The sequence below is a fragment of the Ensifer sp. GW823-FHT05D09 genome, assembly GCF_058795755.1.
Genome location: NZ_JBXAIA010000012.1, coordinates 136,803 through 162,615, shown reverse-complemented (window position 1 = coordinate 162,615; position 25,813 = coordinate 136,803). Strand labels below are relative to the sequence as shown.

Below are 25,813 nucleotides of genomic sequence, written 5' to 3'. Positions count from 1 at the left end.
GACTACAATTTCACGCAATTTGGGGCCGAGGTCAAGAGAAATTGTGATGCCACTGCAATTTTCGACGTCATCGCGTGCCAGGAACGATGGCCTTGCCTGGAATCTATCGCCTTGGAGGGATACGAACTGCGGGCTTTAAACGTGCATACCAGGTAAGCTTTGGTCAGGGATTGATTGCGCGAAATGGTCCTGTTCGGGCGGTCAATCTCGGCGCAGGACCGCCAACGCTGCTTGATGAAGCTCCTCATTCGCCGCCATAAGGACGGCGCCATACCGAGACGCGTCGACGAGCGGCTGCCCGTCCCAGTCGGTCACGATCCCACCTGCTGCCTCGATGATGGGGAGTTGCGGCAGGATGTCGTAGTCGAAGACGTCGCTTTCGACGAGGAGATCAATGCCACCAAGGGCCAGGAGGCCGGCGGCGTAGCAATCGTGCGAGAAGCGGGTGAAACGGACCTTTGCGGCGAGTGCTGCGAAGCGGTTGTGGCGCGCGTGATAGAACTGTTCGAGTGCAGAGGTGTAGAGGATGGCTTCATCGAGCCGGGTGTTCTCGCTGGTGCGGATCGGCTCCTGGTTGAGCGTCGCGATGATGCCTGTACCGAGCCAGCGCTCGCCCGTGATCGGCTGGTTGATAAGGCCGAGAACAGGTTTGCCCCGATGAAGCAGCGCGATCTGCGTGCCGAAGGCTAGCGAGCCGGAAAGGAAGGACTTCGTCCCATCGATAGGGTCGAGCACCCAGACCCACTCCGCATCGGTCCGGCAGGCGCCGAATTCCTCGCCCCGGATACCGTGTTGCGGAAACGCAGCCTCGATCATCCCGCGCATGACCGTTTCGGCATCGCGGTCGGCGATGGTCACCGGGCTGGCATCGGCCTTGGCGTCGATGGCGATCCGCTTGCGGAACCAGGGACGGATCGTTTCAGCGGCGGCATCAGCGATGGCATGGGCCAGGGCGAGAAAGGCCGGAGGGCAGGCATCTGCTTGGGTCATCCTTCTGCCCTTTCGGCTTCGGAGGCGATCTCTTCGAGCATCGCCCTGACGGTTTCGACTTGTTGATGGGCGGCAGTGGCTTCCTGCCGCAGGCGCGCCGCGAGCTCGCCGCCTCCCAAATCGGTAAAACTGGCAGAGCGGGAAGGAATGAACGGATCGGCCTCCTCCCCCGGGAAACGCAGGGCTGGCGCGAAATAGCCTTCCTCCTCCTCCAGCCCGAAGGAGACAACCTGCGGCCGGTCGTCGCCGAGCAGCAGCAGGTCCACGAGCATCGCCTTGAGCGGCAGATGCCCCTCGTCGGAAAGGCAGGCGAGATGGGCCCAGCCGCCGTGATCCGGTTTTACGAGGCAATCCTTGATATGCACCTCGGTGATATGCGGTGCCTGGAGCGCAAGGGCCGGCATTGGCATTTCGTAGGCGTTGATCATGTTGCCGAAGTCGAACAGCAGGCTCAGGCGCGGATTGTCGACGGCTTCGATGATGCGGACCAGTTCCTCCGATTTGAGGTCTTCATGCTGTTCCAGCGTGTAACGCAACCGGCCCTGCGGATCGAAATCGGCCAGGCGCTTGAGATCGGCGATGGTCCAGGCGATGATCTGCGACACCCGTCCCTCGTAGCGCGGATAGCAGCGCAGGGAGGTAGCCCCTGTGGCAAGCGCAACACGTACCGCATCGGCAAGACCGGCTGCCTCCGTCGTGCTGGTCTCGACATGAAGTTCTAGCCGTCGCGCCTCCACCTGCCTGGCGAAAGCGGTGAGTGCATCGTCACCCATTCGACTGAGGCTGGCCTGTTCGCCATCGTCGACATGCAGTTTGAGGCCGGCCAGACGCTGCGTGGCGGCAAATTCGACAAGATCGCGCGGCGCCATGCCACCGAAACGCATGTTGAGATGAAAGGCATAGGCATGGGCAAAGAGCGGCGCGGCGCGCGCACGAGCGACAAGCTGGATGCGCTTCACCGAAGGCAGCGCGGCCGCCCTTGCGCGCCAATCGGACTGCGGTTCATGAACCCATGGCATTTCCGTCACGATGCCGCTCCTTGAGCATTACGATGCGCCATCTTTCAGGCGGCGAGCACGAGAAGGTCGCGGTCCGAGATACTAACCTCGACGGGTGCGCCGACGTCCGGCGGCGGCCGGTCGGGCTGGTTGAACGTGTCGAGGGAAATGACCTGGCCGCCGATCGCCACGCGGATACGGATCACCGAACCGAGGAAATGCACTTCGGCGATACGACCGGAGAGCACGACGTCGTGTCCCTCTGCGCGGCCGAGCGCCACTGTTTCCGGCCGTAGCGCCAGGCTGATACGCTCGCCGGCGCGGGCAGCCAAGGGGCGGTTCAGCGCGACGGGGACCTCGCCCACCCGCACCCTGCCGCTCGCCGCCTCGACCACGTCGGCATCCACGAGATTGAGTGTGCCGACGAACTCCGCCACGAAACGCGTCGCCGGGCGATTGTAGATTTCGAAGGGCGTGCCGATCTGGTCGGCAATGCCCTGGTGCATGACCACGATGCGATCCGATATGGACAGCGCTTCTTCCTGATCGTGCGTGACGAAAATTGTGGTGATGCCGAGTTCCTGCTGGATGCGGCGGATCTCCTCGCGCAGGCTGACGCGGATCTTTGCGTCGAGTGCCGAGAGCGGTTCGTCGAGCAGCAACACCTGCGGGCGCGGCGCGAGCGCCCTGGCGAGCGCCACGCGCTGCTGCTGGCCGCCGGAGAGCTGGAACGGATAGCGGCTGCCAAGCTGCGGCAGGCCGATCAGCTCCATCATTTCCCCAACACGCCGAGCGATTGCTGCCTTGCCTTCACCGGCCACCTTGAGGCCGAAGCCGATGTTTTCCTCAACCGTCAGGTTGGGGAAAAGCGCATAGGCCTGGAACACCATGCCGATCTTGCGCCGGTTGGCGGGAAGGTTGGTCACATCCCGGCCGCCGATGCGGATCGCGCCGGATGTCGGCGTCTCGAAGCCGGCCACCATGCGCAGCACCGTCGTCTTGCCGCAACCGGAGGGGCCGAGGAACGAGACGAACTCGCCTTTTTCGATGCCGAGGGTGAAGTCTTTTACGACGCGGTGGGCGCCGAAGGATTTTTGCAGGTGGTGAATGTCGAGAAAGGCCATGGTCAGCGTCTCACGGTGGAAAATCTGGAAAAGCGGGTGACGAGCTGGATCAGCCCCATGCAGGCCCAGGTGATGGCAAAGGCGACGACGGCGAGCGCCGAGGGCTCATAGGCCCGATTGCCGCCCATCCAGACCATGTAGGGGCCGAAGGAATTGACATTCAGCAGGGCGGCGAAGACGTATTCGCCGATGACGATCGCAAACGTCAGGAACGCACCCGACAGCACCGAGACGAACACATTCGGCAGGATGACGACGGCAAGGACCCGCGCCCAGCCGGCCCCCAGCGACTGTGCCGCCTCTGTGAGGCTGGCGATGTCGATGGTGCGCAGGCCCGTATCCACCGAGCGATACATGTAAGGCAGTGCCAGCGTCGCATAGCCGAAAAGCAAAAGGAGATTGGTGCCCAACCAGGTGCCGGTCAGCGGCAGGACCGAAGAGGTGTTGTAGATGCGGATATATCCGAAGACGATCACGATGGGCGGAATGACCAGCGGCAGGAGCGTGATGAACTCGATGATCGGCCGCAGACCGGGAAGCTTGAGCCTAACGAAATAGGCCGTCGGCACGACAAGGAGGATACCGAGCACGATGGTCAGCAAGGCCAGCATGACCGAATAGCCGAAGGTCTGCTGGAACTGAGGGTCGGCGAGCACGATCCGGTACGCTTCGAAGCTGTATTCGCCGCGCTTCATGCGCATCGAGAAATCAAACATGCCGGCAAGCGGCAACAGGAAATAGAGACCGCCAAGGGCGACGGCGAGCCAGGAGCAGATGCGTTTTCCCGTCATTTGACCCACCGTTCGGCACGCATGCGCAAGAGGATGTAGATGCCATTGGCGATCGCGGTCAGAAGGATCATCCCGAAGGCGATGGCATAGCCGAGATGCGGATCGTTGAGCACGTCGCCACGGATCTGCGCGAAGAGCACGATTGGCGCGATGGAAAGCGAGGAGCCGGTGAGCGCGATGGCGGTTGCGACCGCTCCAAAGGCGTTGGCAAAGAGCAGCGCCAGCGTGCCGAGCAGCGAGGGCCACAACACGGGCAGCGCCACCATCCGCCAATATTGGGCGCCGGTGGCGCCGAGACTTTCGGCCGCCTCGCGCCACTCGCGGCGCAAACCCTCCAGCGCAGGCGTGATGATCAGCACCATCAGCGGGATCTGGAAATAGAGATAGGTGAGTGCCAGCCCCAGAAAGGAGACGATGCTGAAGCCGGAGCCGTAGAGATTGATGCCGAACCAGTTGCGCAGCAGCATCGTCACGAATCCGAGCCGGCCAAGCGTGGCGATGAAGGCAAAGGCGAGTGGCACGCCGGCGAAATTCGATGCGACGCCCGAGAAGGTGAGGATGCCGTTGCGGAGCGAGCGCGGCAGGTCGCCGAGCGTGATGGCGGCAGCGATGAGGAAGCCGAGAAGACAGCCGAGCGCCGCTGTCAGCAGGCTGAGTTCGACAGAAATCCAGAAGGCAGACCGGATGGAAGGTGACAGGAGCTTGCCAAGGTTGTCCAGCGTCACCTGTCCTTGCGGATTGCGGAAGGCGCCGATGACGATATTGAGTGTCGGCAAGATCAGGAACAGCGTGGCGAAGAGGAAGAACGGAGCGACTCCGAGCCAGCTGAGGAGGTGTCGCGGCCGCAAGGCCGCCGGCAGGATAGCGGCGCTTGTCGTCATCGGATTGTTTCCCGGGTGTATTGTGTCCGAAGGCCCCGCGAGAGGCGCGCAGCCTTCGGACGGATGCGGCGTTACTTCACGTTGGCGCCGACCACCTTGTCCCAGCCTTCGACAATGGCGCCCTTGTTGGCGTCCAGCGCCTCGACGCTCGGGAAGACCGCCTTTTCATAGGCTTCAGCCGGCGGCAGCTTGTCGAGCAGGTCCTGCGGGAATTTTCCTGCTTTAAGCATGGCGTTGAAGCGCGCAGGGTGGCAATAGCCCTTCAGCCAGCCGGTCTGGCCTTCATCGGAATAGAGGTATTCCATCCAGAGCTTGGCGGTGTTCGGGTGTGGCGCATAGGCCGAGATCGCCTGGACATAGACGCCGGCGACGACGCCCGTCGTCGGCACGATGACATCCATCGGCGGGTTGCCGTTGAGCGCATCGCGCCAGGCGAGCAGGTTGTAATCCCAGGCGGCGATGATCGGCGTTTGGCCCTGTGCGATGGTGCCGGCCTTGCCAAGCACAGGCACGAAGTTGCCGGCCTTGTTCAGTTCCGCGAAGAGCTCCAGGCCCTTGGCACCGGATTGGGCGCCCGGCTCCGCGCCGCGCGAAATGCCCGCCGACATCAACGCCAGGATCGCCTGGGCAGATGAACGCGGATCGCCCGTGAGCGCGACGGAGCCGGAGTATTCCGCCTTTGTCAGGTCGGACCAGTCGGCCGGCGGAGTCTGGACCAGATCCTTGTTGATGCCGAAGGCCATGACACCATAGTAGTCGCCATACCAGTAGCCGTCCGCATCCTTGATATTGTCCGGGATTTCGTCCCAGGTTGCCACCTTGTAGGGCTGCAACAGGCCTTCTTTCGTGGCCGCGGGCGCAAAGGCGAGGCCGAGATCGACGACGTCAGGCGCCTGCGAACCCGTATTGCCCTTGTTGGAGCGGATGGCCTCCAGTTCGTCGGCCGTGCCGGCATCCGGGTTGAGTTCGTTGACGGTGATGCCGGGATACTTTGCCTTGAAGCCTTCGATGACCCCGCCGTAATTGCACCAGTCATGCGGCAGGGCGATGACTGTGAGCATGCCTTCCTTCGTGGCGGCATCGACGAGGGCCTGCGGCGCCTCCGCACGGGCAAGGCCCGGCAGCGCGGCGGCGATGGCAAGCGTGGAAACGAAGGCCGAGCGGGCGGCGTTAGATAGGCGCGTCTTCATGAAGTCCTCCTGTTTGCCGTCCGTGACGGCCGTTGAGCGTTGGCTTGCAGTCGTTAATCGGCAGTCGGCCGCGATCGGGTTCGCTGCATTCCGGTTCCCCCGCACTCTGTCTGCATCCTCAGGGGCGGCATCGGTGCGTTTCGTGTAGGCGGAGCATGTAACAATTGGACAACAATAAAACGTCCATTATCATGCATTCGACTGTACCAATTTCGGAGGCAAGCCTTGGCCAAACAGCTCGAGGGCCCTATCCTGCCCTTCCTTCGCCTGGACGCGGGCATCGCCTTGCCAAAATTCCGACAGGTGCAGGACCAATTGCGCATGGCGATCCTGCAGGGGCACTTGCGTGCCGGCACGCGATTGCCGGCAAGCCGCATTCTTGCAGAAGAGCTGGGCCTGTCGCGCCAGACCCTCGTACGCGTGCTGGAAAATCTGAAAGCGGAGGGCTATCTGGAGGCGAGGCAGGGAGCGGGCACCTTTGTTTCGGCTGCCCTTCCTCTTCGGCCGAAACCGGCACGGTCGGCGCAGGCAGATGGCAATGCATCGCCCAGGCTGTCGCGGATCGGCGCCTTGTCGCGCGGGGTTTCGGCGGAAATCGGCCGCGTGCAACCCAAACCCTTCCTGCCCAACCAGCCGGCGCTCGACCAGTTTCCTTTCGCCATCTGGCGCAAATGCTGGAACGCCGCGGCCCGCGGCGGCCGGGTGGGCATGGGCTACGGTGATGTCGCGGGGGAGCTGGTTCTGCGCCAGCGGATCGCAGAATACCTCGCCTTGCACCGGCGCGATCCCTGCGATCCCGAGCAGATCGTCATTACGCCAGGCGGACATGCCGCCTTCACGCTCGCCGCACTGGCGCTGGCCGATCCGGGTGACGGTGTCTGGTTCGAAGACCCCGGCCCCGTCACCACCTCTCACCTGTTCCGCACGCTGGGCCTCAATCTCTGCCTTGCCGATGTCGATGCGGACGGCATGGACGTCGCGGGCGCCATGGCGCGTCATCCGGATGCGCGGCTCGCCTTCGTCATGCCGTCGCGTCATCATCCCCTCGGCGTGACGCTCTCCCTGCCGCGTCGACTTGCCCTTCTCGAATGGGCGCGGGCGAACGACAGCTGGATCATCGAGGACGACTATGACAGCGAGTTTCGCTACGACGGGGCGCCCCTCCCCTCGGTACGCTCCATCGACAGTCACGGAAGGGTGATCTATGCGGGCAGCTTCAGCAAGGCGCTCTATCCCGGCATCCGCATTGGCTATCTCGTGCTGCCGCTGCCACTTGTCGGCACCTTCCGCAATCTTTCGGGCCTGATCCATCGCAGCGTGCCTGTTGAAGCGCAGCTCGCGCTTGCCGAATTTATCGGTGGTGGGCATTTCGCCAGCCACCTGCGACGCATGCGCAGCCTTTATGGCGAGCGCCGCGCTGCCTTTATCGAGGCGGGACAGACCGCTCTTGCGGGGCTCGCCCAGATCGACTGCTCCGAAAGCGGTCTCAACGCGCTGGCGTGGCTTGCGAACGGGCGCGAAGACCGGGCCGTCCAGCGCGATGTGCTGGAGACCGGCCTGCAATGCTACCCGCTCTCCGACTATGCCATTGCGACCCGAAGGCCTGGCGCGCTCATCCTCGGCTATGCCGGCGTGCCCGCGGAGCGTATGCGGTCCTATCTCGGCCGCTTCGCCGAGGCGCTGTCCCGGCCTTGACGCGGGCGACGTCACGGCAAAGGGCGCCCGCCGGTAAGGCGGGTCAGTATCCCGCGAACAAGCGCCTCTATGACAAGCGCCCAGTTGCACGGCTCCTCGGGATCATCCGGATCCCGACGGGCAACGACATGACCGATGCCGCGCAACATCGCGGTCGCCTCACTGCCCGACGGCACGCAGCGGCTTGCCGCTGCGTTGGGTGACGCCGACGCCGGGCGCCATGCCGACCTGCGCATTGGAGGCAGCGAGCAGCGGCTTGCCGCGCACCAGGTCCGAGCCACGCTCGGCGAGCATGATCGTCGGCGCGTTGAGGTTGGCGTTGGGCTCTGCCGGGAAGACGGAGCTGTCGATGACCCGCAGGCCGCCAATGCCGCGCACCCGTAGTTCGCTGTCGACGACGGCCATCTCGTCCTCACCCATGCGGCAGGAGCCACAGGGGTGGTAGGTGCTTTCCATGGTCTCGCGCACCCAGGCGTCGATCTCGTCATTCGTGCGAACATTCGTGCCGGGGGCGATTTCTTCGCCGCGGAAACGGTCAAAGGCCGGCTGGGCGATGATCTCTCGCGTCAGTCGCAAGCAGCGGCGGAAACCTTCGCGGTCCTCCTCGCGGTCAAGATAGTTGAAGAGGATATCAGGCTGCTCGTGCGCCTCCGGCGAGCGCAGCCGCACATGACCGCGGCTCTTCGGCTTGTTCGGTCCGGTCAGCACCATGAACCCGTGGCCGTCGAGCGGTTTCTTGCCGTCGTAGCGCATGGCGGCGGGCAGGAAGTGGAACTGTATATCCGGCCATTGCAGCGATGCATCGGAACGGATGAAGCCGCCGCTCTCGAAATGGTTGGAGACCGACAGACCTTTCTTGAACAGCAGCCACTCGGCGCCGATCAGGGCGCGGCTGAGGAGACCCATCTTGCCGTTGAGCGTGATCGGCTCCTTGCAGGCATATTGGATGTAGACTTCGGAGTGGTCCTGCAGATTCTCGCCGACGCCCGGCAGATCATGCAGTACCTCGACGCCTGCCTTTTGCAGCACCGCAGCCGGGCCGATTCCGGAGCGTTGCAGCAGGTGCGGCGAGCCGATCGGGCCGGAGGATATCAGCACCTCCCGGCTCGCCTTCGCCACGAGGCGCTGCCCGCCGAGTTCGTACTCGACGCCGATGGCGCGTTTGCCTTCCAGCAGCACGCGCCGCGTCATGGCATGGGTGACGACGGTGAGGTTCGGCCGGCTCATCGCCGGCTTCAGATAGGCATTGGCCGTCGACCAGCGCACGCCGTCCTTGACCGTCATGTGCATGGGGCCGAAGCCTTCCTGCATATGGCCGTTCGGATCCTGCGTCGTGATGTAGCCCGCTTCGTGGCCCGCATCGACGAAGGCCTTGTAGAGCGGGTTCTTCATCCTGTTGCCGGCGTTCGTGGCGAGCGGGCCGGAAGCGCCGCGATAGGCGTCGCCCCCGTCCTGCCAGTTTTCGGCGCGCTGGAAATAGGGCAGGCAATTGGCATAGCGCCAGCCACGTGCGCCCAACTCCTCCCACTCGTCGAAATCGCGGGCATGACCGCGCATGTAGACGAGCCCGTTGATCGAGGAGGAACCGCCGATGACTTTCCCGCGGGGGCAATGGACCCGACGACCGTCGAGACCGGGCTCCGGCAGCGTCATGTATTTCCAGTTGTATTTCGTGCCGTTCATCGGAATGGACAGCGCCGTCGGCATCTGGATGAAGATCGACTTGTCGCTGCCGCCATATTCGAGAACCAGAACCTTCGTGGCCGGATCTTCCGAAAGACGATTGGCGAGCACGCAGCCGGCCGATCCGGCGCCGATGATGATGAAGTCGTAGGTCTCGTTCATGGCTGATATCCCGATGTTACGGATAGAGGCCCCAGCCGCGCCCGCGGGCGAAAAGCCGGGTCAGGACATAGTGCACCGCGCCGGCCGCAAGGCAGGAAGGCACGGAGGCGGTGAGGTATTTGAAGACAGGCAGGCTTTCGAGCGTCTGTGGATTGAACACGAGCACGTAGACGCCGAAACCGACGGCAAGTGCAAAGAGGCCGATTGGATTGAAGCCGCCCCAGAAGCGATAGGGACCCGTCTCCTGCGGTCCATGCAGGCTGCGCATGTCGAGCTTCTGGCCGCGCAGGAAGAAGTAGTCGGCGATGCCGATGCCGGCGAGCGCAGAGTTGAGGGCCGAGGTCCAGACGAGGAAAATGAAGAAGCCGTCATACATCTGCGGATAAAAGACGACGAGGCCGAGCGGGATGATACAGAACAGGAAGAGGATCATGCCCCACGAGATCGCGCGGATAGACGCGGTTCCCACCTGCCGAAGGCCGACAATGGACGTGTAGAGGATGTTCGCCATCGAGGTCATGTTGGCGAAGGCGACGAAAAGCAAAGCGATGATGCCGATGATCGGGCCTGCGATCTTGGTCATCCAGATCGTTGGATCACTGTCTCCCAGCGCAACGGCTGCGAGAAGACCAACGATTTCGCCGAGCGCTGCGGCACCGAAGATACCGAGGATGTTCGGCCAAAACGCCGTGCGCTCGTTCTTCGTCAAGCGGGCGAGATTGCCGATATAGGGCCACCACGAGAATCCGGCGGCAAGGTTCACCTCGACGGCGATCATGAAGTTGAGCGTGTTGTCTTCGAAGGGTGGCGAGAGCGCCGGCATCGCCAGCAGTTCGGCGAAGGAACGATGCTGAAGGATGAGGTAGAGCATCACGATCATCAGGATCACCAGCGCCGGCGAGACGACCATGTTGAAAAACTTGATCGAGGTCGGCCCCCTGGCGACGATGAACCAGGTGACGAGGATGGCGCCGACGGCGGCGATGATCATCTTGATGCCGGTGGGATTGGCGGCCTCGCCGGAGCTCAGCGCCGTCAACCCGTCGATCGAGCGGCCGAACATCATGGCCAGCACCGCGAGCCAGCCCATGGTGAGCACCACGACAGCCAGCACATAGACGACGCGGCTGCCGTTATAACCGAACTGGCTGCGCAGTGCGACGAACTGCTCGATGCCGTAGCGGCCGGAAAGCGGCGTGGTGGCCAGCGCCGTCAGCATGACACCGACGATGTTGCCGATGATGATGGCGGCAATGCCCTCCTTCGGTCCGACGAAAAGACCGACGGAGCCACCGATCAGGAAGGCCCAGGTGGCAATAGCGAGTGCCGAATTGGCGTAGGTGAACTCCCAGAAGCCCCAGAGCCGTTCCGACGGTAGCAGCGGTGCGTCGCCGCGTTCGGCGGCGGCACGGTTGGTGGAGGCTTCCTCCCTTAGTATTTCTGCGGCGGCAAGCCCACCGGTGGCAACGTGATCGGTCATGTCATGCCCCCCAGAACCAGAAGCCGAGGACCAGCACGAGCGTCAGCACGGTCATGCCGGCATAGTCGAGTTTGCTCATCGTGCCTTCGAAGCGGCGCCCCGCCTCGATGTCTTCATAGATGCGGGCGCGGCGTCCCAGTTCGTTCTGCCAGGCGACATCGTTTTCCATGTTTCGTTCCCCTGTCGCGTCGCGCCTTTGGCGTCTTTCCGCGAACACATGCGGCTCCATCAGCCGCCGGTCTCGTGACCGGGCCGCCCATGGGCGGCGACCCGAAATGTTTTCGCAAGCCGCCCCGGCGCTTACGGCAGCGTGATCCACACCGCCTTTGTCTCCATCAGGTAGTCGAGCTGTTCGGGGCCCAGGTCCTTGCCGAAGCCCGAGGCCTTGAAGCCGCCGAAGGGCATGGACGGGTCGATCGTGCTGTGCGCGTTGACGTAGACGGAGCCCGCATGCAGGCGCGGGATGAGCGTGTGCACGCGCGCGAGATCGTTCGAGTAGATCGCGGCGGCAAGGCCGAAGGGCGTGTCGTTCGCCAACGAAACCGCCTCATCCAGCGTCTCGAAGGGGCTCGTGACCAGCACCGGCCCGAAGATTTCCTCGCGCACGATGCTCATCTCCGGCCTGCAATGGGCAAAGATTGCCGGTTCGACGAAATGGCCCGGCCGGTCCGGACTGCCCCCGCCATGGATCAGCTCGGCGCCTTCACGACGGCCGGCTTCGATATAGTCGGACACGACCTTCTTCTGCTGTGCAGACACCATGGGACCGATGTAGCAATTGCGGTCGAGACCCGGCGCGAGCTTCAGCGTGCGGGTGACGGCGACCAGCTCATCGAGGAACGCGTCATGCACCGACCGCTGCACATAGACGCGGGTGCCCGCATCGCAGACCTGGCCCGAGTTGAAGAATACGCCGTTCGCCACCGCGAGCGCAGCACTCTGCAGGTCGGCATCGTCGAGCACAAGCACCGGCGATTTGCCGCCGAGTTCCAGCGTAACGTGCTTGAGATTGCCGACAGCCGTGCGGCCAACTTCCTGCCCGACCGGGGTCGAGCCGGTGAAAGTGACCTTGTCGATGCCCGTATGGGTCGACATGGCCGCGCCGATGACGCTGCCCTTGCCCGTGACGATGTTGACCACGCCATCGGGAATGCCCGCCTCCTGCACCAGTTCGGCAAAGCGCAGGGTGGAGAGCGAAGTCAGTTCCGCCGGTTTGACGATGACGGTGCAGCCGACCGCAAGGGCAGCGGCAAGCTTCCACGCCATGGTCTGCAGCGGAAAGTTCCACGGCACGATCGCGGCGACGACGCCGAGCGGCTGCTTGCGGGTATAGGCGAGATAATTGCCGGGAATGGACGGCTCGACGGTGCGGCCATGCAGCTTTGTCGGCCAGCCGGCAAAGTAGCGGAACGTATCGACCGTGCCCTGGATATCGATTTCCCGGGCAAAGGTCACGGATTTACCCATGTCGATGGCTTCGATCTCCGCCAGTTCGTCGGCATGAGTCTCGATGAGGTCGGCAAGGCGGTGCAGCAGGCGTTCGCGCTCGAGCGGCTTCAAGAGGCGCCAGGCGCCGCCGTCGAACTGTGCACGGGCGGCGCGGACGGCCCGGTCGAGATCATCGGTGGTGCCGGAAGGAGCACGGGTGATCATGCCGCCGGTGGACGGTTCGAAAATGTCGAAGGTTGCGCCATTGCCGCTGTCGACCCAGGCGCCGCCGATAAACATCTTCTGGGGTTTGGCCAGAAACCGCCGCGTCGCATCGCTGACGCCATAATGATCCAGATAGTTGCGGACGCTTTCGTCCATGTCTTTTCCTCCTCGTCGGCAGCCTTTGGGCGTACCGGCCCTCCTCGGGTCTTCGATCAGCGTTTTTCAGCTCTTGCCTGCATGACGCGGCCGATGAGGTTCATGAGAACCTGCGCGGCCAGAATGGAGGTGCCACCGGTGTGGTCGTAGTCAGGGGCGACCTCCACCAGATCGATACCGACGATGGTCCCGCGCTTGGCGAGCGCGGCCAGGATCTCCAGCACCTCGTAGTAGATGAAGCCGCCATGGGACGGGGTTCCCGTGCCCGGCGCGATCGACGGATCGAAGCCGTCGATGTCGATGGTGACGTAATAGCGGGCGCCGGCCGGCACGCGTTCGACCACCGCATCTGTGCCCAGCGCCCGGATCTGGCGCACCGACAGAATGTCGGAGCCCATCTTGCGGGCGTCCTCGTAGCCTTCCCTGGCGGTGGAAGAGACATTGCGGATGCCGAGCTGCGACAGGCCACTGACATAGGGCTTTTCCGCCGCTCGCCGCATCGGGTTGCCGTGGCCGTAGCGCACGCCATGACGCTCGTCGACGAAATCGAGATGGGCGTCGATCTGCACGATATGGATCGGACCGTTCTTTTCGCAGTCCTCGGCAAAGGCGTTGACGCAGGGGATGTTGATGGAATGGTCACCGCCCAGCACCACCGGCAACGCGCCGGCCTCCAAGATCTTGCGCACGCCGAACTCGATGTTGGCATGGCTCTTCATCGTATCGGTGTGGACGATGTCGGCATCGCCGATATCGACGATGGAGACCTCGCCGCTCGGAAGATAGGTGACGTCGTCCTCGTGGTCATAGGCGCCGCCATGACCGAAGGAGAAGAGGGTGGAGGCCTCGCGGATCGAGCGCGGCCCGAAGCGGGTGCCGGCGCGCCACTGGGTGCCGCAGTCGAAGGGGGCGCCGAGGATCGCCACGTCGGCGTCGATCGCGTCCCAGTCCGGTTGGTAGGGATATTTGCCGAAGGTGCAGATGCCGACAAACGGCAGGTTCAGACGTCCGGTTTCATAGGAATTGCTGGTCATGTCCCCTCCTCCAAAGGTGGGAGGGAGTGTGCCAAAGGCGGAAACATTTAAAAGTATCTATGATTACATGTTCACTTGTGCATTTATCAATGCATGATCAACAAGGTTCGGCACCGCGTCCTCAATCTCTCGCTTGGCGATGCCGAGCTCAGACTTTTGCGCGTCTTTGCCTCCGTCGTTCAGCACGGCGGCTTTTCCGCCGCGCAATCGGCACTTGGCATGACGCAGGCGACCATCTCCACCCATATGCGCCATCTGGAGGAACGGCTGGGCCTGCGCCTCTGCAGTCGTGGGCGCAGCGGCTTCGAACTCACCGACGAAGGACGGCTCGTCTATGATGCCACGCTCGAACTGTTCGGCTCGCTGGAAAAGTTTCAAAGCCGCATCGGCGAGGCGCAAGGGGAGCTGACAGGCAGCCTGAGCTTCGGCACCGTCGATGCGATGATCACCAATCGCGACTTAGACCTCCAGGGCGCGCTTGCCGCCTTCCACACCAAGGCGCCGCGCGTGCATCTGGAAATCGACGTTGCTGCGCCACAGGTGCTGAACCAGGGCCTGTTGAACGGCTCCTATCAGATCGTGCTGATGCCGTCGGTCGGCAACGTCACCGCCCATTTCCGCAGCCAGGCGGTCTTTTCCGAAGTGCAGAAACTCTACTGCGCCGTGGGCCATCCGCTCTTTGCCCGGCCGGACGCGGAGCTGACCGACGGCGAACTCGAATCCCAATCCTTCGCCGGCCGTACCTACATGCTCAACGAAACGATCTGCGGCGTGAACTTCAACTGGGCAGCCGCGACGCCGCACATGGAGGGCACGCTGCTGCTCCTCCTGTCCGGCGCCTATATCGGCTTCCTGCCCGATCACTATGCTGACGAATGGGTTCGCACCGGCCGCCTGCGGGTGCTCGCTCCCGAGCGCCTGACCTTCGAGGATATTTTCCACATCGCCTATCCGCGCAACAAGCCTTCGCGTGCTGCCGAAACGCTGGCGCGGACCATCACGGAAAGCAGGCGCAAGCCGCGCTGATGTCCGGAGCCCCGTGTTTCCGGATCCTGGAGCGTCGCACCCTTCTTTGAGCAAGCGCTGACAAAGCGGCTTGACACCGGGCGAAACCGCCCATAGTAAGTTGTAGGCCTAACCCTACAAGTGGATTTCATGCCTCATTTGCCTCACCATTCACCCGCAGCCCTACCGCTGATCGACCTGCCCGGCCCGGATGTGACCGTCCGTCGCCTGCGCCACCCCGGTCGCTGGATCAGCGGCGGCATCGTCCTTCTGCTGCTCGCCATCATCGTCCGAGCCTTCGCCGTCGGACAAATCCAGTGGACGGTGGTCGGACAATTCCTGACTGCCGGCGTGATCGTCACCGGCTTCGGCTGGACGCTGCTGATTTCGGCCTGTGCGCTGGCGCTCGGTGTCGCCCTTGGCTTCGCCTTCGGTATCATGCGGCTTTCGGAAAACCCGATCCTGCGCTTTGCCGCGTGGCTCTATGTCTGGATCTTCCGCGGCACGCCGGTGCTGCTGCAGCTGCTCATCTGGTTCAACATCGCGCTGGTCTTTCCGCGCCTCTATATTCCGGGCCTCGTCGACGAGCGCATGGTCGACGTTGTCACGCCGTTCGTGGCTGCCGTTCTCGGGCTCGGCGTCAATGAAGGCTCCTATCTCACCGAGGTGGTGCGCGGTGGCATCGGTTCCGTTGACCGCGGTCAGAAGGAAGCGGCCCACACGCTCGGCATGACGCCGGGGCAGACCATGCGACGCATCATCCTGCCTCAGACGGTGCGCCTGATTCTGCCGGTGCTCGGCAACAGCGCCATCGGCATGCTGAAATTCTCCTCGCTGGCCGCCACGATCGCCATGGGCGAAATGCTCAACGCCGCGCAGCGCATCTACTTCATCAACGGTGCGGTGATCGAGCTCCTGTTCGTCTGCGCCGTCTGGTACCTGGCCGGAACCACCGTCCTTTCCATTGGCCAATATTATCTCGAACGTCACTTCGGCCGCGATGCCGCCACCGCAACCAGCGATCGCCGCGGGTTCTGGGCCTGGGCGCGGCGGCCGGCCGCAAGGGGGGAAGCATGAGCCTCGCAGTCAAGGCGGTGGGTATCCGCAAGAGTTTTGGCAGCCACGAGGTCCTGAAGGGCCTGGATCTGGAAGTCGCCTATGGCGAAGTGCTCTGCATTCTCGGTCCATCAGGTAGCGGCAAGAGCACATTCCTGCGCTGCATCAACCATCTGGAAACGCCTAATGGCGGCTATGTCTGGGTCGATGGTGCGATCATGGGTTACGAGCTTAGCCGCGGTGCGCTTCAGGAGCTGCCGGTCAAGCGATTGCGCGCCCAGCAGAGCCAGCTCGGCATGGTGTTCCAGCATTTCAATCTGTTCGCACACCGAACGGTGCTCGGAAACGTCATCGAGGGACCGATGGTCGTGCGCGGTCTCAGCCGTGACGAGGCCGAAGCCCGCGCCATGGGCCTGCTCGAGCAGGTCGGCATGGCAGCGAAGGCGTCCGCTTACCCTTCGCAACTTTCCGGCGGCCAGAAGCAGCGCGTCGCGATTGCCAGAGCCCTGGCGATGGAACCGCGCGTCATGCTGTTCGACGAGCCGACCAGCGCCCTCGACCCGGAACTCGTCGGCGAGGTGCTGGAAGTGATGCGCAATCTGGCACGCGGCGGCACGACCATGATTGTCGTGACGCACGAGATCGGCTTTGCCCGCGAGGTCGCCGACCGCGTCGTGGTGATGATCGACGGCGAGATCCGCGAAATGGGTGCGCCCCAGCAGGTCCTGAGCGACCCCGGCGACCCGCGCGTGCGCAGTTTCCTCAGCCGTGTGCTGGCCTGATCAACAAAGTTCAAAAAAGGGAGAACGGAAATGAAACAACTGCTGCCGATGGTCCTGGGGCTCGCCTCTGCCACATTCATCAGTCTTGCATCTGGCGTGGCCGCCCATGCCGCCGACGAAAAGCTCGCGGCAGCCCTGCCCGAAGCGGTTCGCTCGGCTGGCAAGCTGAACTTCACCATCAGCCTCGCCTATCCGCCGATGGAATACAGCGACGCCGGCTCGACCGATCTCAAGGGCTTCGACATCGATCTTGCCAAGGCGATCGCCGAGCGCCTTGGCCTGACGGCAGAGTTTCAGAACGTCGAGTTCCCGCAGCTCATCCCGCAGGTCGTCACCGGCCGCTCGGATATGATCATCACCGCCTTTTCCGACAAGGTCGAGCGCCAGACCCAGCTCGACTTCATCGATTATTTCAAGACCGGCAACGTCTTCTACTCCAGCGTTGACCATCAGGGCGAGATCAAGACCGAGGCCGACCTCTGCGGCAAGACCGTCGCGGTGGCGACAGGCACGAGCTGGGTCACGTGGGCGGAGGAGCTTGGAAAGTCGATCTGCCCGGCCGACAAGCTGATCACCGTCATCCAGATCCCGACCCAGGCCGAACACATCATGCAGATCCGCCAGGGCCGTGCCCAAGCCTCGGTGATCGGCCTCGAGGGACTTCTCGACCTGATCAAGCAGGAGCCGGGCAAGTTCTACCAAATCGGCGACGTCGGAGAAATCAACCACTACGGCATCGCCTTCGCCAAGGCGAATGGCGAGTTGCGCGACGCGGTGCATGCAACGCTCAACGTGCTGAAGGCCGATGGCACTTATGCACAGATCCTCGACCGCCACGGCTTGAAAGAGGCTGGTGTCGAGGAGTTCAAGATAAACGGAGCCACGAAGTAACCACTTGCCGGAGCCTGCCTTGACCCATCCTTCCACGCCAGACGCAAACGCAACCACGGAAAGCCCGGATGACCGGCTGTCGCGCTTTCGCCTCGATTCCTTTTCGAGCGAGCAGCTCTATCGGCAGCTATACCGGGCCTTGCGTGCCGCCATTCTGAGCGGCGACTTTTCCGAGGGGGAAGCCATCCCCTCGGAGAACCAGCTGCGCGACCAGTTCGGCATTGCCAGGACCACGGTCCGCAATGCAATGGCGCTGCTGGTGTCGGAAGGATTGGTTCAGCAGGTGCGCGGTCGCGGCACCATCGTCTCGCACCGGCCGATCAGCCACAACATCTGGAACTTCGGAAGCTTCACCGAACTGGCCAGGCGTCAGGGCCAGCGCCCGGTGACACGGGTTCTGGAGCACCGGGTGGAAAACGGCGAACTCCTCCTGGTGCGTGCCCGAGGTCTGGCGAACGGCGAGACGATCAGTTGGCTGAACGTCGACACGTCGCAACTCGACCTTGCCCTCTACCCCGGCATCGATGCCTACGATTTCGGCGCGCAATCCCTCTATGAGGTGCTGCGCCGCGATTACGATCGCCATCCCCTTCGCTCGGAACTGCTGCTCACCGTCGTGCCGCCGTCCGATCGTCTTCGGGAGGTCTTTGCCCCGGCGCCTTCCGTGCCGGGCTATCTTTGCGCCAGCGGGGACGTGCTCGATGCCGACGACCAATTGGTTGAACGCACGTCGATCGTCTACTCGCCGGCCGTCCAGATGAAATTCGCAACGCGCTGGGGGCGCGATACCGCGCCCGCATGACAGCGGCGCGACCCAGGAGAACTGACATGAGCCGTTTTGGCGAGACTTTCACAACCCCGAAACCCATCCTCGGCATGCTGCACCTGACCGGCGACGGACCTGCCGCAAAATGCGCTCAGGCCGAAGAGGAGGCCCGCATCATGGCCGGCGAAGGTGTCGACGGGTTGGTGGTCGAAAACTACTTTGGCGATGCCGACGATGTCGAGCGCGTGCTCGAACGGCTTTGCACCCTCGATCTCGGCGCACGGATCGGCGTCAACGTGCTGCGCGACGATGCGCGCGCCTTTGCGCTTGCCAGACGCTTCCCCGTCTCCTTCATTCAAGTGGATTCCGTCGCCGGCCATCTGCCGCCGGAAAACGATGCCTCGTTTGCGGCCGACCTTGCGGGAAGGCGGGCCGGTGTGCCGGCGTTGCTGCTCGGTGGCGTACGGTTCAAGTATCAACCGGTTCTCTCCGGGCGATCCGAGGAAGACGACGTACGCCTGGGCGCGGCGCGCTGTGACGGCCTTGTGGTGACGTCGGATGCCACCGGCCAGCCGACGGACATGGACAAGGTCGCGCGCTTCCGCGCCGCAACCGGCGGAACCGTGCCGCTGCTCATCGGCGCTGGCCTGACCGAAGCGAACGCGGTCGAGCAGCTCGCGCATGCTGATGGCGCCGTTGTCGGAAGCTGGTTCAAGCACGATCACAAGGATACCGGCAGGGTCGAGGCCGGCCATGTCGCGCGGCTGATGCGCGTTGTGCGCACCGCACGGAGCGCAACATGAGCACCGACACCGTTTGGGCAAGCCCGGTGACAGCCGAGAACTTTGCCCGCTACGGCAAGGTCTATGACCTCATGGACGATCAGGACCGGCAGGTGATCTGGACGACAGGTGACGGATGGCGTGATGGGTTCACCCGTGTCCCGCTGGTAGAAGGTTCGCCCCGCCTCGGCCTCACGCGCGCGCCAGGAGCGCCCTGGTCCTGCACGGCTATGGAGCGACATCTGCTGACCGAAGAGGCGATCTTCTGCGCCGGCGAAGCGATCGTTCTCGCGGTGGCACCGGCATCGGCAGCCAATGCCCCTGTTTCCGCTGACATCGAGGCATTCGTCATCACGCCGGGCAAGGCGGTGGTGATGCATCGGGGCGTCTGGCACGATGCCTGCCGGGGTGCACACGGCCCGACACCCTATTACTGGATGGCGGTCTGCGGCCTGGGCGAGAGCCCATGGGTGCCGGTCGAGCGCGGATCGCGCCGGGTGCAGGTGATGCAAGGGGAGGTCGCATGACTGCCTTCTTCATCGGCGATGTCGCTCTCGACGAATACTACACGGCCGACCGCTGGCCCGGCCGGGCTGACAAGGGCATGGTACGGGAACTACCGGCAGAAATCGGCGGTTCCATTGCCAACGCCGCCGTCGTGCACGCGGCACTCGGGGGTGACACCCAGTTCATTTCCCTGCTCAACGACAGCCCGCTGTCGCGTCGCCTGATCGCCGACCTCGGGGAGAATGGCGTCGCCACCGATCATATGCTGATCGATCGGGCCGTTGCAGAATCGCGTAATCTCATCTTCCTCATCGATGGTGAACACGTGGTTTTGACAGTGGAGATGGGAGAACAGCCGATGTGGCTCTCGCCGGCAACGCTGGTGTCCCTGCGCCAGCCGGGCTTCCTCTACACCACCCTTTACCGCGTGCGCCGGCTCCATGCCGAGATCGACGGGGGCGTCCTCAAGCAGGCCGATCTGGTTGCCGATCTCAGGCGCCACGACCGCCGCGCAATCTTCGATCTCGATGTCGGCGGCTGCACGCCCGATGACCTGCCCTATCTCAAGGGCGCAGCCGTCGTCATCTTCAACCAGGTCGGCTTCCGCGCCGCCTTCGGCCATGATGACCTCTCGCGCATCGCTGAGTGGATACGGGAACACGAGATCGGTTGGGTGGTGCGCACTCTGGCCGCTGAAGGTGCGGAGGCACACGACGGCGAGACGCGCCTGCAGGCAGCCGGCTACCCGGTCGAGGTCGTCGACGTGACCGGCGCTGGGGATACGTTCGGCGGAGCATTGACCTGGTGTCTGGCCCAGGGCCAGCCCTTCGCCGAAGCGTTGGATTTTTCCATCGCCGCCGCCTCGCGCTCAGTCACGATCCATGGTCCGCGCGGCGGCAAGGCCGGCGCGGAAGCAATCCGCGCATGGCGTGAAGAAAAGCGCGCCCTCTAGCAGATCGGGACCGTCACACCGAGCGTCTTTGCGACCATGCCGGACGAAGGGAGCGGACGCTCGATCAGCTCCGGCAGCTTTGACGATGTGCGTCATCCGACGAGGTTTCTGCTGCATCATTTTCCGCACTGAAGCCCGGCCCACCGCCCCCGGGATGCCATTCTCTGTAATCTGCAGATCTCGACAGACTTGGGCGCGCGTTCCACAGGGCGGCCGCATAACCCGTGCGGCGCATGGCCTGGATGACTGCAAGTGCGATACAAGCGACGTCCAGCCAGCTGAAAGCACGCCTGTTAAATCAAGCAGGCTCGAAACGATCAAGGGCGGCTAAGCAGCGAGAAGAAAGCCCCGCTTAGCGCCAAGAACGAATGTTAGCGCCACCAGGCCGCACGATGTCGATTTTCCATATCGGGAAACTTCCACCGGCCCTCGGTTGGTCTGCTATGGATAGCTGAAATGAAATTGGATTTGGACGATGTCATCCAGCGATGAGCAGAACAAAAATGCAGGCAGGGGATCAGGAACGTTCCAGGCGAGGGTAGTCCCTTCCGGCAATGCGACAGGTGTCGAGGTCCCCGACGCAGTGATGAAAATTCTCGGTCCCGAAGGTCGTCCGCCGGTGACTGTGACGATCAATGGCTTTAGTTGGCGCACGCGGGTGGCGGCCATGCGGGGACAGCGGCTGATAGGGATCAGCGCTGCCCATCGCGCCGCAGCAAGGATCAGCGAAGGCGATATCGTCGAGATCGATATCGAGCTCGACGAGGCACCAAGGGAAGTGGCAGAACCCACCGAGCTCGCCGAGGCGCTCGATAACTCTCCGCAAGCCCGAATGGCTTTTGATCGCCTGCCTTTTGGGCTTCGGCAGAAGCACGTCAACGCCATCAACGAGGCCAAGACCGCAGAAGTCCGGGAACGCCGCATTCTCAAACTGGTCGACAATCTGAAATAAGCGCGTGCGATGATCGCATGGTCAATCGCGGCCATCGTGACTGTGATCGGTGCGAGGCGCACCGACCTCTTCCCCCTCGGGCCCGCTCCGCCTTTGGCTTCGAACGAGCCTGGTCCGGACGCAAGCGCCCTAGATCGGAAGCAACCGGTTCGTCCGTTCGAGGAATGCGATCTGCTCTCGGAACTGCAGCCTGAGTTTCTTCAGCGTGTGCAGACGAAACCGATCCGGCGCTGGCCGCGCCTGCTCCTCGACAATGCGCGCCTCGACGATCGCCTTGCGGTTGCGGAGAGATTTCAGACTGATCCATTGCAAAAGCCCTTGTTTGACCTCGCGACACTGGACGAGATTATTCGATAGCTCCAATTCATTGTTGAAATCACGGCGATAGTGTTTATCAATGGCGCATGTCTTATCGACCGACCCTGCGCCAGCTAGAATACATTGCGGCCCTCGACGAGCTGCGGCACTTCGGCAAAGCCGCCAAGCGCTGCCACGTTTCCCAGCCCACCCTGTCGGTCCAGATTGGGCTCGTTGAAAAATCCCTCGGGGTAACGCTGTTCGAACGCACCTCGACAAGCGTGGTTACGACCCCGGCGGGCCAGGACGTCGCGCGAAGCGCTCGCATGGCGCTCGCGACGGTCGATGATCTTGTCGAAGGTGCATTGAAGGACACTCAAAGTCTTGGCGGCCTGGTTCGAATGGCCACGGCGCCGACGTTTGGTCCCTACTTTCTTCCAGGGTTCCTGCCAGGGATTCATCGGAAGTTCCCAGCCCTGAAGATCTATATCCGGGAGGATCGGCCGGCATGGATCGAAGCGGCGGTCGCCGAAGGTACGGTCGATTGCGGCCTGGGGCCGGCCCCGGAACGTTCGGGCCTGAGGTTCCGGCGCATAGGAGACGAGAAGATCTTTCTCGGCGTGCCTGCCGAGCACCGGCTGGCATCACAGACGACCGTCAAGACAAGAGCGCTGCGGGGAGAGACGCTTCTGGCGCTTGGAAGTGGTCACCGGCTGCTTGAGAATGTGCGCCATCTTGCGGCGGCTGCCGATGCCCGCGTCATCGATGACTACGAAGGTACAAGTCTCGATTCCATCCGGCAGATGGTCTCCATCGGCATGGGCTGCTCGCTGTTTCCGGAGCTTTATGCGCGTGCCGAATTTCGCAAGGACGACGATGTCAGGCTGATTGAGATCGAGGACTGGGCGGCCCGTCGCGAGGTTGGCTTTTATTGGCGCGAGAACAGCGGGCGACAGCGCCACTATGAGATCCTCGCGCGCGAAGCGGATGCCGTCGCCCGCGAGAAGGGCATTGCCTGATTGGTGCGCGACCTGCGCCTGGCGTGTCCATCAGGCCTCCCGGCTGCAGCGCCTTAGAGGGCAAGAATACTGGCTATCGAGATATAAAGTGGCACTCCAACCAGCAAATTGAGCGGGAACGTAACGCCGAGTGCCATGGTCAGGTAGATCTCGGGCCTCGCATCTGGCGCTGCGATGCGCATCGCGGCGGGTGCCGCGATATAGGAAGCGCTGGCCGCAAGGGTCATCAACAATGCCGCGTTGCCATGCGACAGACCAAAAGCCAATGCCGACAGGAACGCGAGAGCAGCAGACAGCGCCGGCATCCAGGCTGCAAACAACATCAGCGGCCAACTGAGGGAGCGCCAACCGGTGCGCAGTCCCTGCCCTGCCACAGCCCCCAGGTCGAAGAGGAAGAGGCAAAGAACACCCCTGAATGGATCCACCAGGAACCCGGAGACGTCCGAGAGGCCATTCTTGCCTGTCACCGCGCCAATCGCAAAGGCGCCGACCAGGACAACGATCGTCACATTGAAGAAGACTTCTCGTATGACGGACTGTTTGGCCAATTGACCGTCGGAGCGGATTTCCGATCCGGCCTTTCGCAAGAGATAGACGGCACTGATGATGGCGGGCGCTTCCATGGCGGCAGCCACCGCAGCCATCGTGGCGCTGAATTCGAGGCCCAATCGGATCAAGGCATCGGTCGCCGCCGTGAAGGTGACGATCGAAATCGACCCGTAGTGCGCGGCGATCGCCGCGCGCTCGGTTGCCGGCAGGGGCGAAACGCATCCGAGAAAGCGAAAAGCGGCAAACGGCGTCGCCCCCGACAGAACCACTCCGACGAACAGGCACAGAAGCACCTCGCTCGACAGTACACCCATGCTGACCGCGGCCCCTCCTTTGAAACCGATCGCCAGCATCAGGTAGATCGCGATCATCTTTGAAACGCCGCTTGGCAAAGCGATCGACGCGCCCAGAAGCGAGACACCGAAACCAAGACAAAAGAACAGTACGGGTGCCGAGAGAAGGTTCTGCTCGACGATGGATAGATACAGATTCATGTGATGCCGTCAGATTGGGGTTCTCAAAAAAAGAAGCGGCACGATCCCAATCGTGCCGCTCCAAACCTGCGAAGGTACGGCTCCTTGCAGTCGTTTACTTCCGTAGGACGCGTTCGTTTCCGCCCCTTCGGTCCGAGCAATTGCCACGCCGTCAGGCATAGGGCAAATTCATAGTCGCTATAACCGCAATAGATTGCAGCTATTGGTGAAGGCTTGACGATGGCGACGTTCGTCCCGGCTGCACGAGTGCCAGTCGTTCGACGCGCGCCTTGACCCGGCCAAAGACAGATTGCGGCAATCCTCGATTTCAGTAGGCACGGTGCATTCGATCGGCCCACGGCTGCTTAAAGCTGAGCGAAGCGGTCGACGAAAGTTGGGGCGTATCAGACAGTCGGTTGTCTGTGATCTTCTTCATCGACCGGCCCTGGACATTGAAGGCCCGCCGGACACAGGCAATCGTATTACGCCCGCCAGAGGGGCCAACGTGCCATGCTTAAACACAGCGACGGCTAGCTTTCGCTACCGCTGAGCGATCTTTTTACACTGCTCAGCCGACTTGAAGTGCAATTGCTAATGTCACTGCGCACCTCATCGATTAGAGCCTGACGTAGCCGCCAAGCCGAACGCTTCGATGGGGCGACCTCCTCGATAGATCGTCTGCTGCGAGATGAAGGCAATTCGAAAGTGTAACGGTCACGCGCAACACCACCAAGCTCGAGCCAGAATTGGTCGTAATCCGCCATCCATCTTCTTCCGCTCCGGACGTCAAAACTGACGTGACCGACGTTAGAAACCGCCATGATGCTCTTGGCAGCGAAAGATACTTTCAGTTGGTATAGTGCATGGATCAAAAGGTCTTTTGGTCTTAGTCCGAAAAGATCGCGCGTCACTTGAATTGTAAACGGTTTGCCGTACTTCTTGGGGCAGCCTTGCAGTCCTCCCACCCAAAGGAAGACTGGGCCTGCCTCCACAATCGTTCCGATAGTGAAGCTGAGCGTGGCAACGGTGATTCCGCCGTCCACCGTAAGCAATCGACAACTCAACTCACCTTCTTTGGCAAGCCACCTGGAACTCCGCTCCAGCCTGAGCTCATATCGAGCACCGGTTCGCCCGACGGGTGCCGAAAGGATAAGCCCATCGTCCGTCAGCAACTCTCGGACATCTTCGGGTCCGAGCGTGTCGAGGAGGACGTCGTAGTGAGAGGCAAGCAGTCGCGAACGTTGCGCAGGTCGGAGCCGGTTTAGCGCAAATCTGCGTGCAGGCTTGGCTGCCAAATCGAACGGTATAGTCTCGACGAGAGATTGCTCGGTGATCACATGGAGCTTTTCAAGCCAGCGTAGCGTACTCACTGGCGATCGGAGAATGCCCAACCACAGACGACGCTTCTCTCTGGGAGTGGATGGGCCTAAACGGCCAAAGCATGACCATCCCAACGACACTGTGGTGCGCGGATGGATCGGACCAAGGAAACGCGTCGTCTCTGAGGTCTTCCCCAATGCACTGTTCTGGCCTCGCTCACGGTTGAGCACATGATGATCCTTACAAGAACGGATGCGCTGAGGTTGTAGGCAGAACGGTCAAGGACGTGTCGGCATAGCGTGGAGAATTGACAAAGGATTGAGGGCGTTAAGCTGCACACAGAGGCATTCGGAGCCTCATGCGGCCCGCCGGTAGAGCATGCCATTTTGATCGGGATCATTTCCTGGGGTTGCCGAGCAATTGTCGCGTTCCTGCCGCTTCCGAAACCGCTCCCCCCCCGAAATTTGCAGGCAAGCCGTTTTTTAAGAAAGGCCGACCGCTCTGCAGCCGCCACGGATGGGCATGGAAACCATCCTTGCGCCTGCAACTGATCATGATTGCCGACTTCGACGACGTGCCCTCCTACATGCCGATGATGCGGTTGCAGGCGCGCACGGTCGCCAGC

At 62.6% G+C, this 25,813-nt stretch carries 25 protein-coding genes; 12 read left to right on the top strand and 13 right to left on the bottom strand.

From position 1 onward, the window contains the following. Positions 1–201: 201 nt before the first annotated feature. From AC1Q80_RS27305 to AC1Q80_RS27280, 6 genes are all read right to left on the bottom strand, one after another. Positions 202–990, bottom strand: a complete 789-nt coding sequence (locus tag AC1Q80_RS27305; RefSeq protein WP_492362461.1) for an inositol monophosphatase family protein — start codon at positions 988–990, stop codon at positions 202–204. Then, positions 987–2,009: a TIM barrel protein gene (locus tag AC1Q80_RS27300; RefSeq protein WP_492362487.1), complete on the bottom strand. Its 1,023-nt coding sequence runs from the start codon at positions 2,007–2,009 to the stop codon at positions 987–989. The genes AC1Q80_RS27305 and AC1Q80_RS27300 overlap by 4 nt, the downstream gene beginning before the upstream one ends. Positions 2,010–2,053: 44 nt before the next feature. Continuing rightward, the gene (locus AC1Q80_RS27295) at positions 2,054–3,112 is read right to left on the bottom strand and encodes an ABC transporter ATP-binding protein (RefSeq protein ID WP_492362460.1); all 1,059 of its coding nucleotides are present in this window, start codon (positions 3,110–3,112) and stop codon (positions 2,054–2,056) included. A 2-nt stretch (positions 3,113–3,114) separates the two neighbouring features. Beyond that, positions 3,115–3,903 carry an ABC transporter permease gene (locus AC1Q80_RS27290; RefSeq protein WP_492362459.1) on the bottom strand — a complete coding sequence of 263 codons (789 nt, stop codon included), beginning with the start codon at positions 3,901–3,903 and terminating at the stop codon, positions 3,115–3,117. Beyond that, on the bottom strand, positions 3,900–4,784 hold the full coding sequence (locus AC1Q80_RS27285) for an ABC transporter permease (RefSeq protein ID WP_492362458.1): 885 nt from the start codon (positions 4,782–4,784) through the stop codon (positions 3,900–3,902). Before AC1Q80_RS27285 ends, AC1Q80_RS27290 begins: the two co-directional genes overlap by 4 nt. Positions 4,785–4,855: 71 nt before the next feature. Next, the gene (locus AC1Q80_RS27280; protein ID WP_492362457.1) at positions 4,856–5,974 is read right to left on the bottom strand and encodes an ABC transporter substrate-binding protein; all 1,119 of its coding nucleotides are present in this window, start codon (positions 5,972–5,974) and stop codon (positions 4,856–4,858) included. A gap of 225 nt (positions 5,975–6,199) precedes the next feature. On the opposite strand from AC1Q80_RS27280, the gene pdxR reads away from it, so the two are divergent. Then, on the top strand, positions 6,200–7,669 hold the full coding sequence (gene pdxR / locus AC1Q80_RS27275) for a MocR-like pyridoxine biosynthesis transcription factor PdxR (protein WP_492362456.1): 1,470 nt from the start codon (positions 6,200–6,202) through the stop codon (positions 7,667–7,669). 159 nt (positions 7,670–7,828) lie between these two features. Here the strand turns inward: pdxR and betA are convergent, their stop codons facing one another. The 5 genes from betA to speB form a co-directional block, all read right to left on the bottom strand. Then, entirely contained in the window at positions 7,829–9,514 is a 1,686-nt protein-coding gene (betA, locus tag AC1Q80_RS27270; protein WP_492362455.1) for a choline dehydrogenase, read from the bottom strand. A 16-nt stretch (positions 9,515–9,530) separates the two neighbouring features. Then, positions 9,531–10,994: a cytosine permease gene (locus tag AC1Q80_RS27265; RefSeq protein ID WP_492362454.1), complete on the bottom strand. Its 1,464-nt coding sequence runs from the start codon at positions 10,992–10,994 to the stop codon at positions 9,531–9,533. A 1-nt stretch (position 10,995) separates the two neighbouring features. Then, on the bottom strand, positions 10,996–11,163 hold the full coding sequence (locus AC1Q80_RS27260; RefSeq protein ID WP_209792587.1) for a hypothetical protein: 168 nt from the start codon (positions 11,161–11,163) through the stop codon (positions 10,996–10,998). Positions 11,164–11,294: 131 nt separating this feature from the next. Then, positions 11,295–12,803 (bottom strand): aldehyde dehydrogenase family protein, encoded by a 1,509-nt coding sequence (locus AC1Q80_RS27255; RefSeq protein ID WP_492362453.1) that lies wholly within the window; start codon positions 12,801–12,803, stop codon positions 11,295–11,297. Positions 12,804–12,859: 56 nt separating this feature from the next. Next, entirely contained in the window at positions 12,860–13,837 is a 978-nt protein-coding gene (speB, locus tag AC1Q80_RS27250; RefSeq protein ID WP_173422365.1) for an agmatinase, read from the bottom strand. A gap of 93 nt (positions 13,838–13,930) precedes the next feature. On the opposite strand from speB, the gene AC1Q80_RS27245 reads away from it, so the two are divergent. From AC1Q80_RS27245 to AC1Q80_RS27195, 11 genes are all read left to right on the top strand, one after another. Continuing rightward, a complete protein-coding gene (locus tag AC1Q80_RS27245; protein ID WP_492362452.1) occupies positions 13,931–14,863 on the top strand; it encodes a LysR family transcriptional regulator in 933 nt (310 codons plus the stop codon). A gap of 129 nt (positions 14,864–14,992) precedes the next feature. Beyond that, on the top strand, positions 14,993–15,919 hold the full coding sequence (locus AC1Q80_RS27240; RefSeq protein ID WP_173422367.1) for an amino acid ABC transporter permease: 927 nt from the start codon (positions 14,993–14,995) through the stop codon (positions 15,917–15,919). Then, entirely contained in the window at positions 15,916–16,680 is a 765-nt protein-coding gene (locus tag AC1Q80_RS27235; RefSeq protein ID WP_492362451.1) for an amino acid ABC transporter ATP-binding protein, read from the top strand. Before AC1Q80_RS27240 ends, AC1Q80_RS27235 begins: the two co-directional genes overlap by 4 nt. Before the next feature lie 30 nt (positions 16,681–16,710). Further along, entirely contained in the window at positions 16,711–17,571 is an 861-nt protein-coding gene (locus AC1Q80_RS27230; protein ID WP_173422369.1) for an ABC transporter substrate-binding protein, read from the top strand. Positions 17,572–17,590: 19 nt separating this feature from the next. After that, the gene (locus AC1Q80_RS27225; RefSeq protein ID WP_173422370.1) at positions 17,591–18,373 is read left to right on the top strand and encodes a GntR family transcriptional regulator; all 783 of its coding nucleotides are present in this window, start codon (positions 17,591–17,593) and stop codon (positions 18,371–18,373) included. 26 nt (positions 18,374–18,399) lie between these two features. Continuing rightward, positions 18,400–19,140 carry a BtpA/SgcQ family protein gene (locus AC1Q80_RS27220; protein ID WP_492362450.1) on the top strand — a complete coding sequence of 247 codons (741 nt, stop codon included), beginning with the start codon at positions 18,400–18,402 and terminating at the stop codon, positions 19,138–19,140. Continuing rightward, positions 19,137–19,646: an ureidoglycolate lyase gene (locus AC1Q80_RS27215; RefSeq protein ID WP_209792604.1), complete on the top strand. Its 510-nt coding sequence runs from the start codon at positions 19,137–19,139 to the stop codon at positions 19,644–19,646. The genes AC1Q80_RS27220 and AC1Q80_RS27215 overlap by 4 nt, the downstream gene beginning before the upstream one ends. Continuing rightward, positions 19,643–20,578 carry a carbohydrate kinase family protein gene (locus AC1Q80_RS27210; RefSeq protein ID WP_173422373.1) on the top strand — a complete coding sequence of 312 codons (936 nt, stop codon included), beginning with the start codon at positions 19,643–19,645 and terminating at the stop codon, positions 20,576–20,578. Before AC1Q80_RS27215 ends, AC1Q80_RS27210 begins: the two co-directional genes overlap by 4 nt. Before the next feature lie 475 nt (positions 20,579–21,053). After that, the gene (locus AC1Q80_RS27205) at positions 21,054–21,530 is read left to right on the top strand and encodes a YdeI/OmpD-associated family protein (RefSeq protein WP_492362449.1); all 477 of its coding nucleotides are present in this window, start codon (positions 21,054–21,056) and stop codon (positions 21,528–21,530) included. Positions 21,531–21,539: 9 nt separating this feature from the next. After that, complete coding sequence (locus AC1Q80_RS27200) at positions 21,540–21,887, top strand: hypothetical protein (RefSeq protein ID WP_492362448.1); 348 nt, start codon at positions 21,540–21,542, stop codon at positions 21,885–21,887. A gap of 47 nt (positions 21,888–21,934) precedes the next feature. Further along, complete coding sequence (locus AC1Q80_RS27195; protein ID WP_173422376.1) at positions 21,935–22,846, top strand: hydrogen peroxide-inducible genes activator; 912 nt, start codon at positions 21,935–21,937, stop codon at positions 22,844–22,846. A gap of 53 nt (positions 22,847–22,899) precedes the next feature. Here the strand turns inward: AC1Q80_RS27195 and AC1Q80_RS27190 are convergent, their stop codons facing one another. Next, complete coding sequence (locus AC1Q80_RS27190) at positions 22,900–23,889, bottom strand: sodium-dependent bicarbonate transport family permease (protein ID WP_492362447.1); 990 nt, start codon at positions 23,887–23,889, stop codon at positions 22,900–22,902. A gap of 509 nt (positions 23,890–24,398) precedes the next feature. Beyond that, positions 24,399–25,328 (bottom strand): DUF535 family protein, encoded by a 930-nt coding sequence (locus tag AC1Q80_RS27185; protein ID WP_492362486.1) that lies wholly within the window; start codon positions 25,326–25,328, stop codon positions 24,399–24,401. Positions 25,329–25,813: the final 485 nt, after the last annotated feature.

Excerpts from the sequence above, each read along its gene's own strand:
- AC1Q80_RS27235 (WP_492362451.1), top strand. The coding sequence starts at position 15,916 with ATGAGCCTCGCAGTCAAGGCGGTGGGTATCCGCAAGAGTTTTGGCAGC.
- AC1Q80_RS27200 (WP_492362448.1), top strand. The coding sequence starts at position 21,540 with ATGATCGCATGGTCAATCGCGGCCATCGTGACTGTGATCGGTGCGAGG.
- AC1Q80_RS27280 (WP_492362457.1), bottom strand. The coding sequence starts at position 5,974 with ATGAAGACGCGCCTATCTAACGCCGCCCGCTCGGCCTTCGTTTCCACG.
- AC1Q80_RS27265 (WP_492362454.1), bottom strand. The coding sequence starts at position 10,994 with ATGACCGATCACGTTGCCACCGGTGGGCTTGCCGCCGCAGAAATACTA.
- betA (WP_492362455.1), bottom strand. The coding sequence starts at position 9,514 with ATGAACGAGACCTACGACTTCATCATCATCGGCGCCGGATCGGCCGGC.
- AC1Q80_RS27285 (WP_492362458.1), bottom strand. The coding sequence starts at position 4,784 with ATGACGACAAGCGCCGCTATCCTGCCGGCGGCCTTGCGGCCGCGACAC.
- AC1Q80_RS27245 (WP_492362452.1), top strand. The coding sequence starts at position 13,931 with ATGATCAACAAGGTTCGGCACCGCGTCCTCAATCTCTCGCTTGGCGAT.
- AC1Q80_RS27205 (WP_492362449.1), top strand. The coding sequence starts at position 21,054 with ATGTCATCCAGCGATGAGCAGAACAAAAATGCAGGCAGGGGATCAGGA.
- AC1Q80_RS27220 (WP_492362450.1), top strand. The coding sequence starts at position 18,400 with ATGAGCCGTTTTGGCGAGACTTTCACAACCCCGAAACCCATCCTCGGC.
- AC1Q80_RS27195 (WP_173422376.1), top strand. The coding sequence starts at position 21,935 with ATGTCTTATCGACCGACCCTGCGCCAGCTAGAATACATTGCGGCCCTC.
- AC1Q80_RS27305 (WP_492362461.1), bottom strand. The coding sequence starts at position 990 with ATGACCCAAGCAGATGCCTGCCCTCCGGCCTTTCTCGCCCTGGCCCAT.
- AC1Q80_RS27230 (WP_173422369.1), top strand. The coding sequence starts at position 16,711 with ATGAAACAACTGCTGCCGATGGTCCTGGGGCTCGCCTCTGCCACATTC.
- AC1Q80_RS27240 (WP_173422367.1), top strand. The coding sequence starts at position 14,993 with ATGCCTCATTTGCCTCACCATTCACCCGCAGCCCTACCGCTGATCGAC.
- AC1Q80_RS27295 (WP_492362460.1), bottom strand. The coding sequence starts at position 3,112 with ATGGCCTTTCTCGACATTCACCACCTGCAAAAATCCTTCGGCGCCCAC.
- AC1Q80_RS27210 (WP_173422373.1), top strand. The coding sequence starts at position 19,643 with ATGACTGCCTTCTTCATCGGCGATGTCGCTCTCGACGAATACTACACG.
- AC1Q80_RS27255 (WP_492362453.1), bottom strand. The coding sequence starts at position 12,803 with ATGGACGAAAGCGTCCGCAACTATCTGGATCATTATGGCGTCAGCGAT.
- AC1Q80_RS27300 (WP_492362487.1), bottom strand. The coding sequence starts at position 2,009 with ATGCCATGGGTTCATGAACCGCAGTCCGATTGGCGCGCAAGGGCGGCC.
- speB (WP_173422365.1), bottom strand. The coding sequence starts at position 13,837 with ATGACCAGCAATTCCTATGAAACCGGACGTCTGAACCTGCCGTTTGTC.
- AC1Q80_RS27215 (WP_209792604.1), top strand. The coding sequence starts at position 19,137 with ATGAGCACCGACACCGTTTGGGCAAGCCCGGTGACAGCCGAGAACTTT.
- AC1Q80_RS27190 (WP_492362447.1), bottom strand. The coding sequence starts at position 23,889 with ATGAATCTGTATCTATCCATCGTCGAGCAGAACCTTCTCTCGGCACCC.
- AC1Q80_RS27290 (WP_492362459.1), bottom strand. The coding sequence starts at position 3,903 with ATGACGGGAAAACGCATCTGCTCCTGGCTCGCCGTCGCCCTTGGCGGT.
- AC1Q80_RS27260 (WP_209792587.1), bottom strand. The coding sequence starts at position 11,163 with ATGGAAAACGATGTCGCCTGGCAGAACGAACTGGGACGCCGCGCCCGC.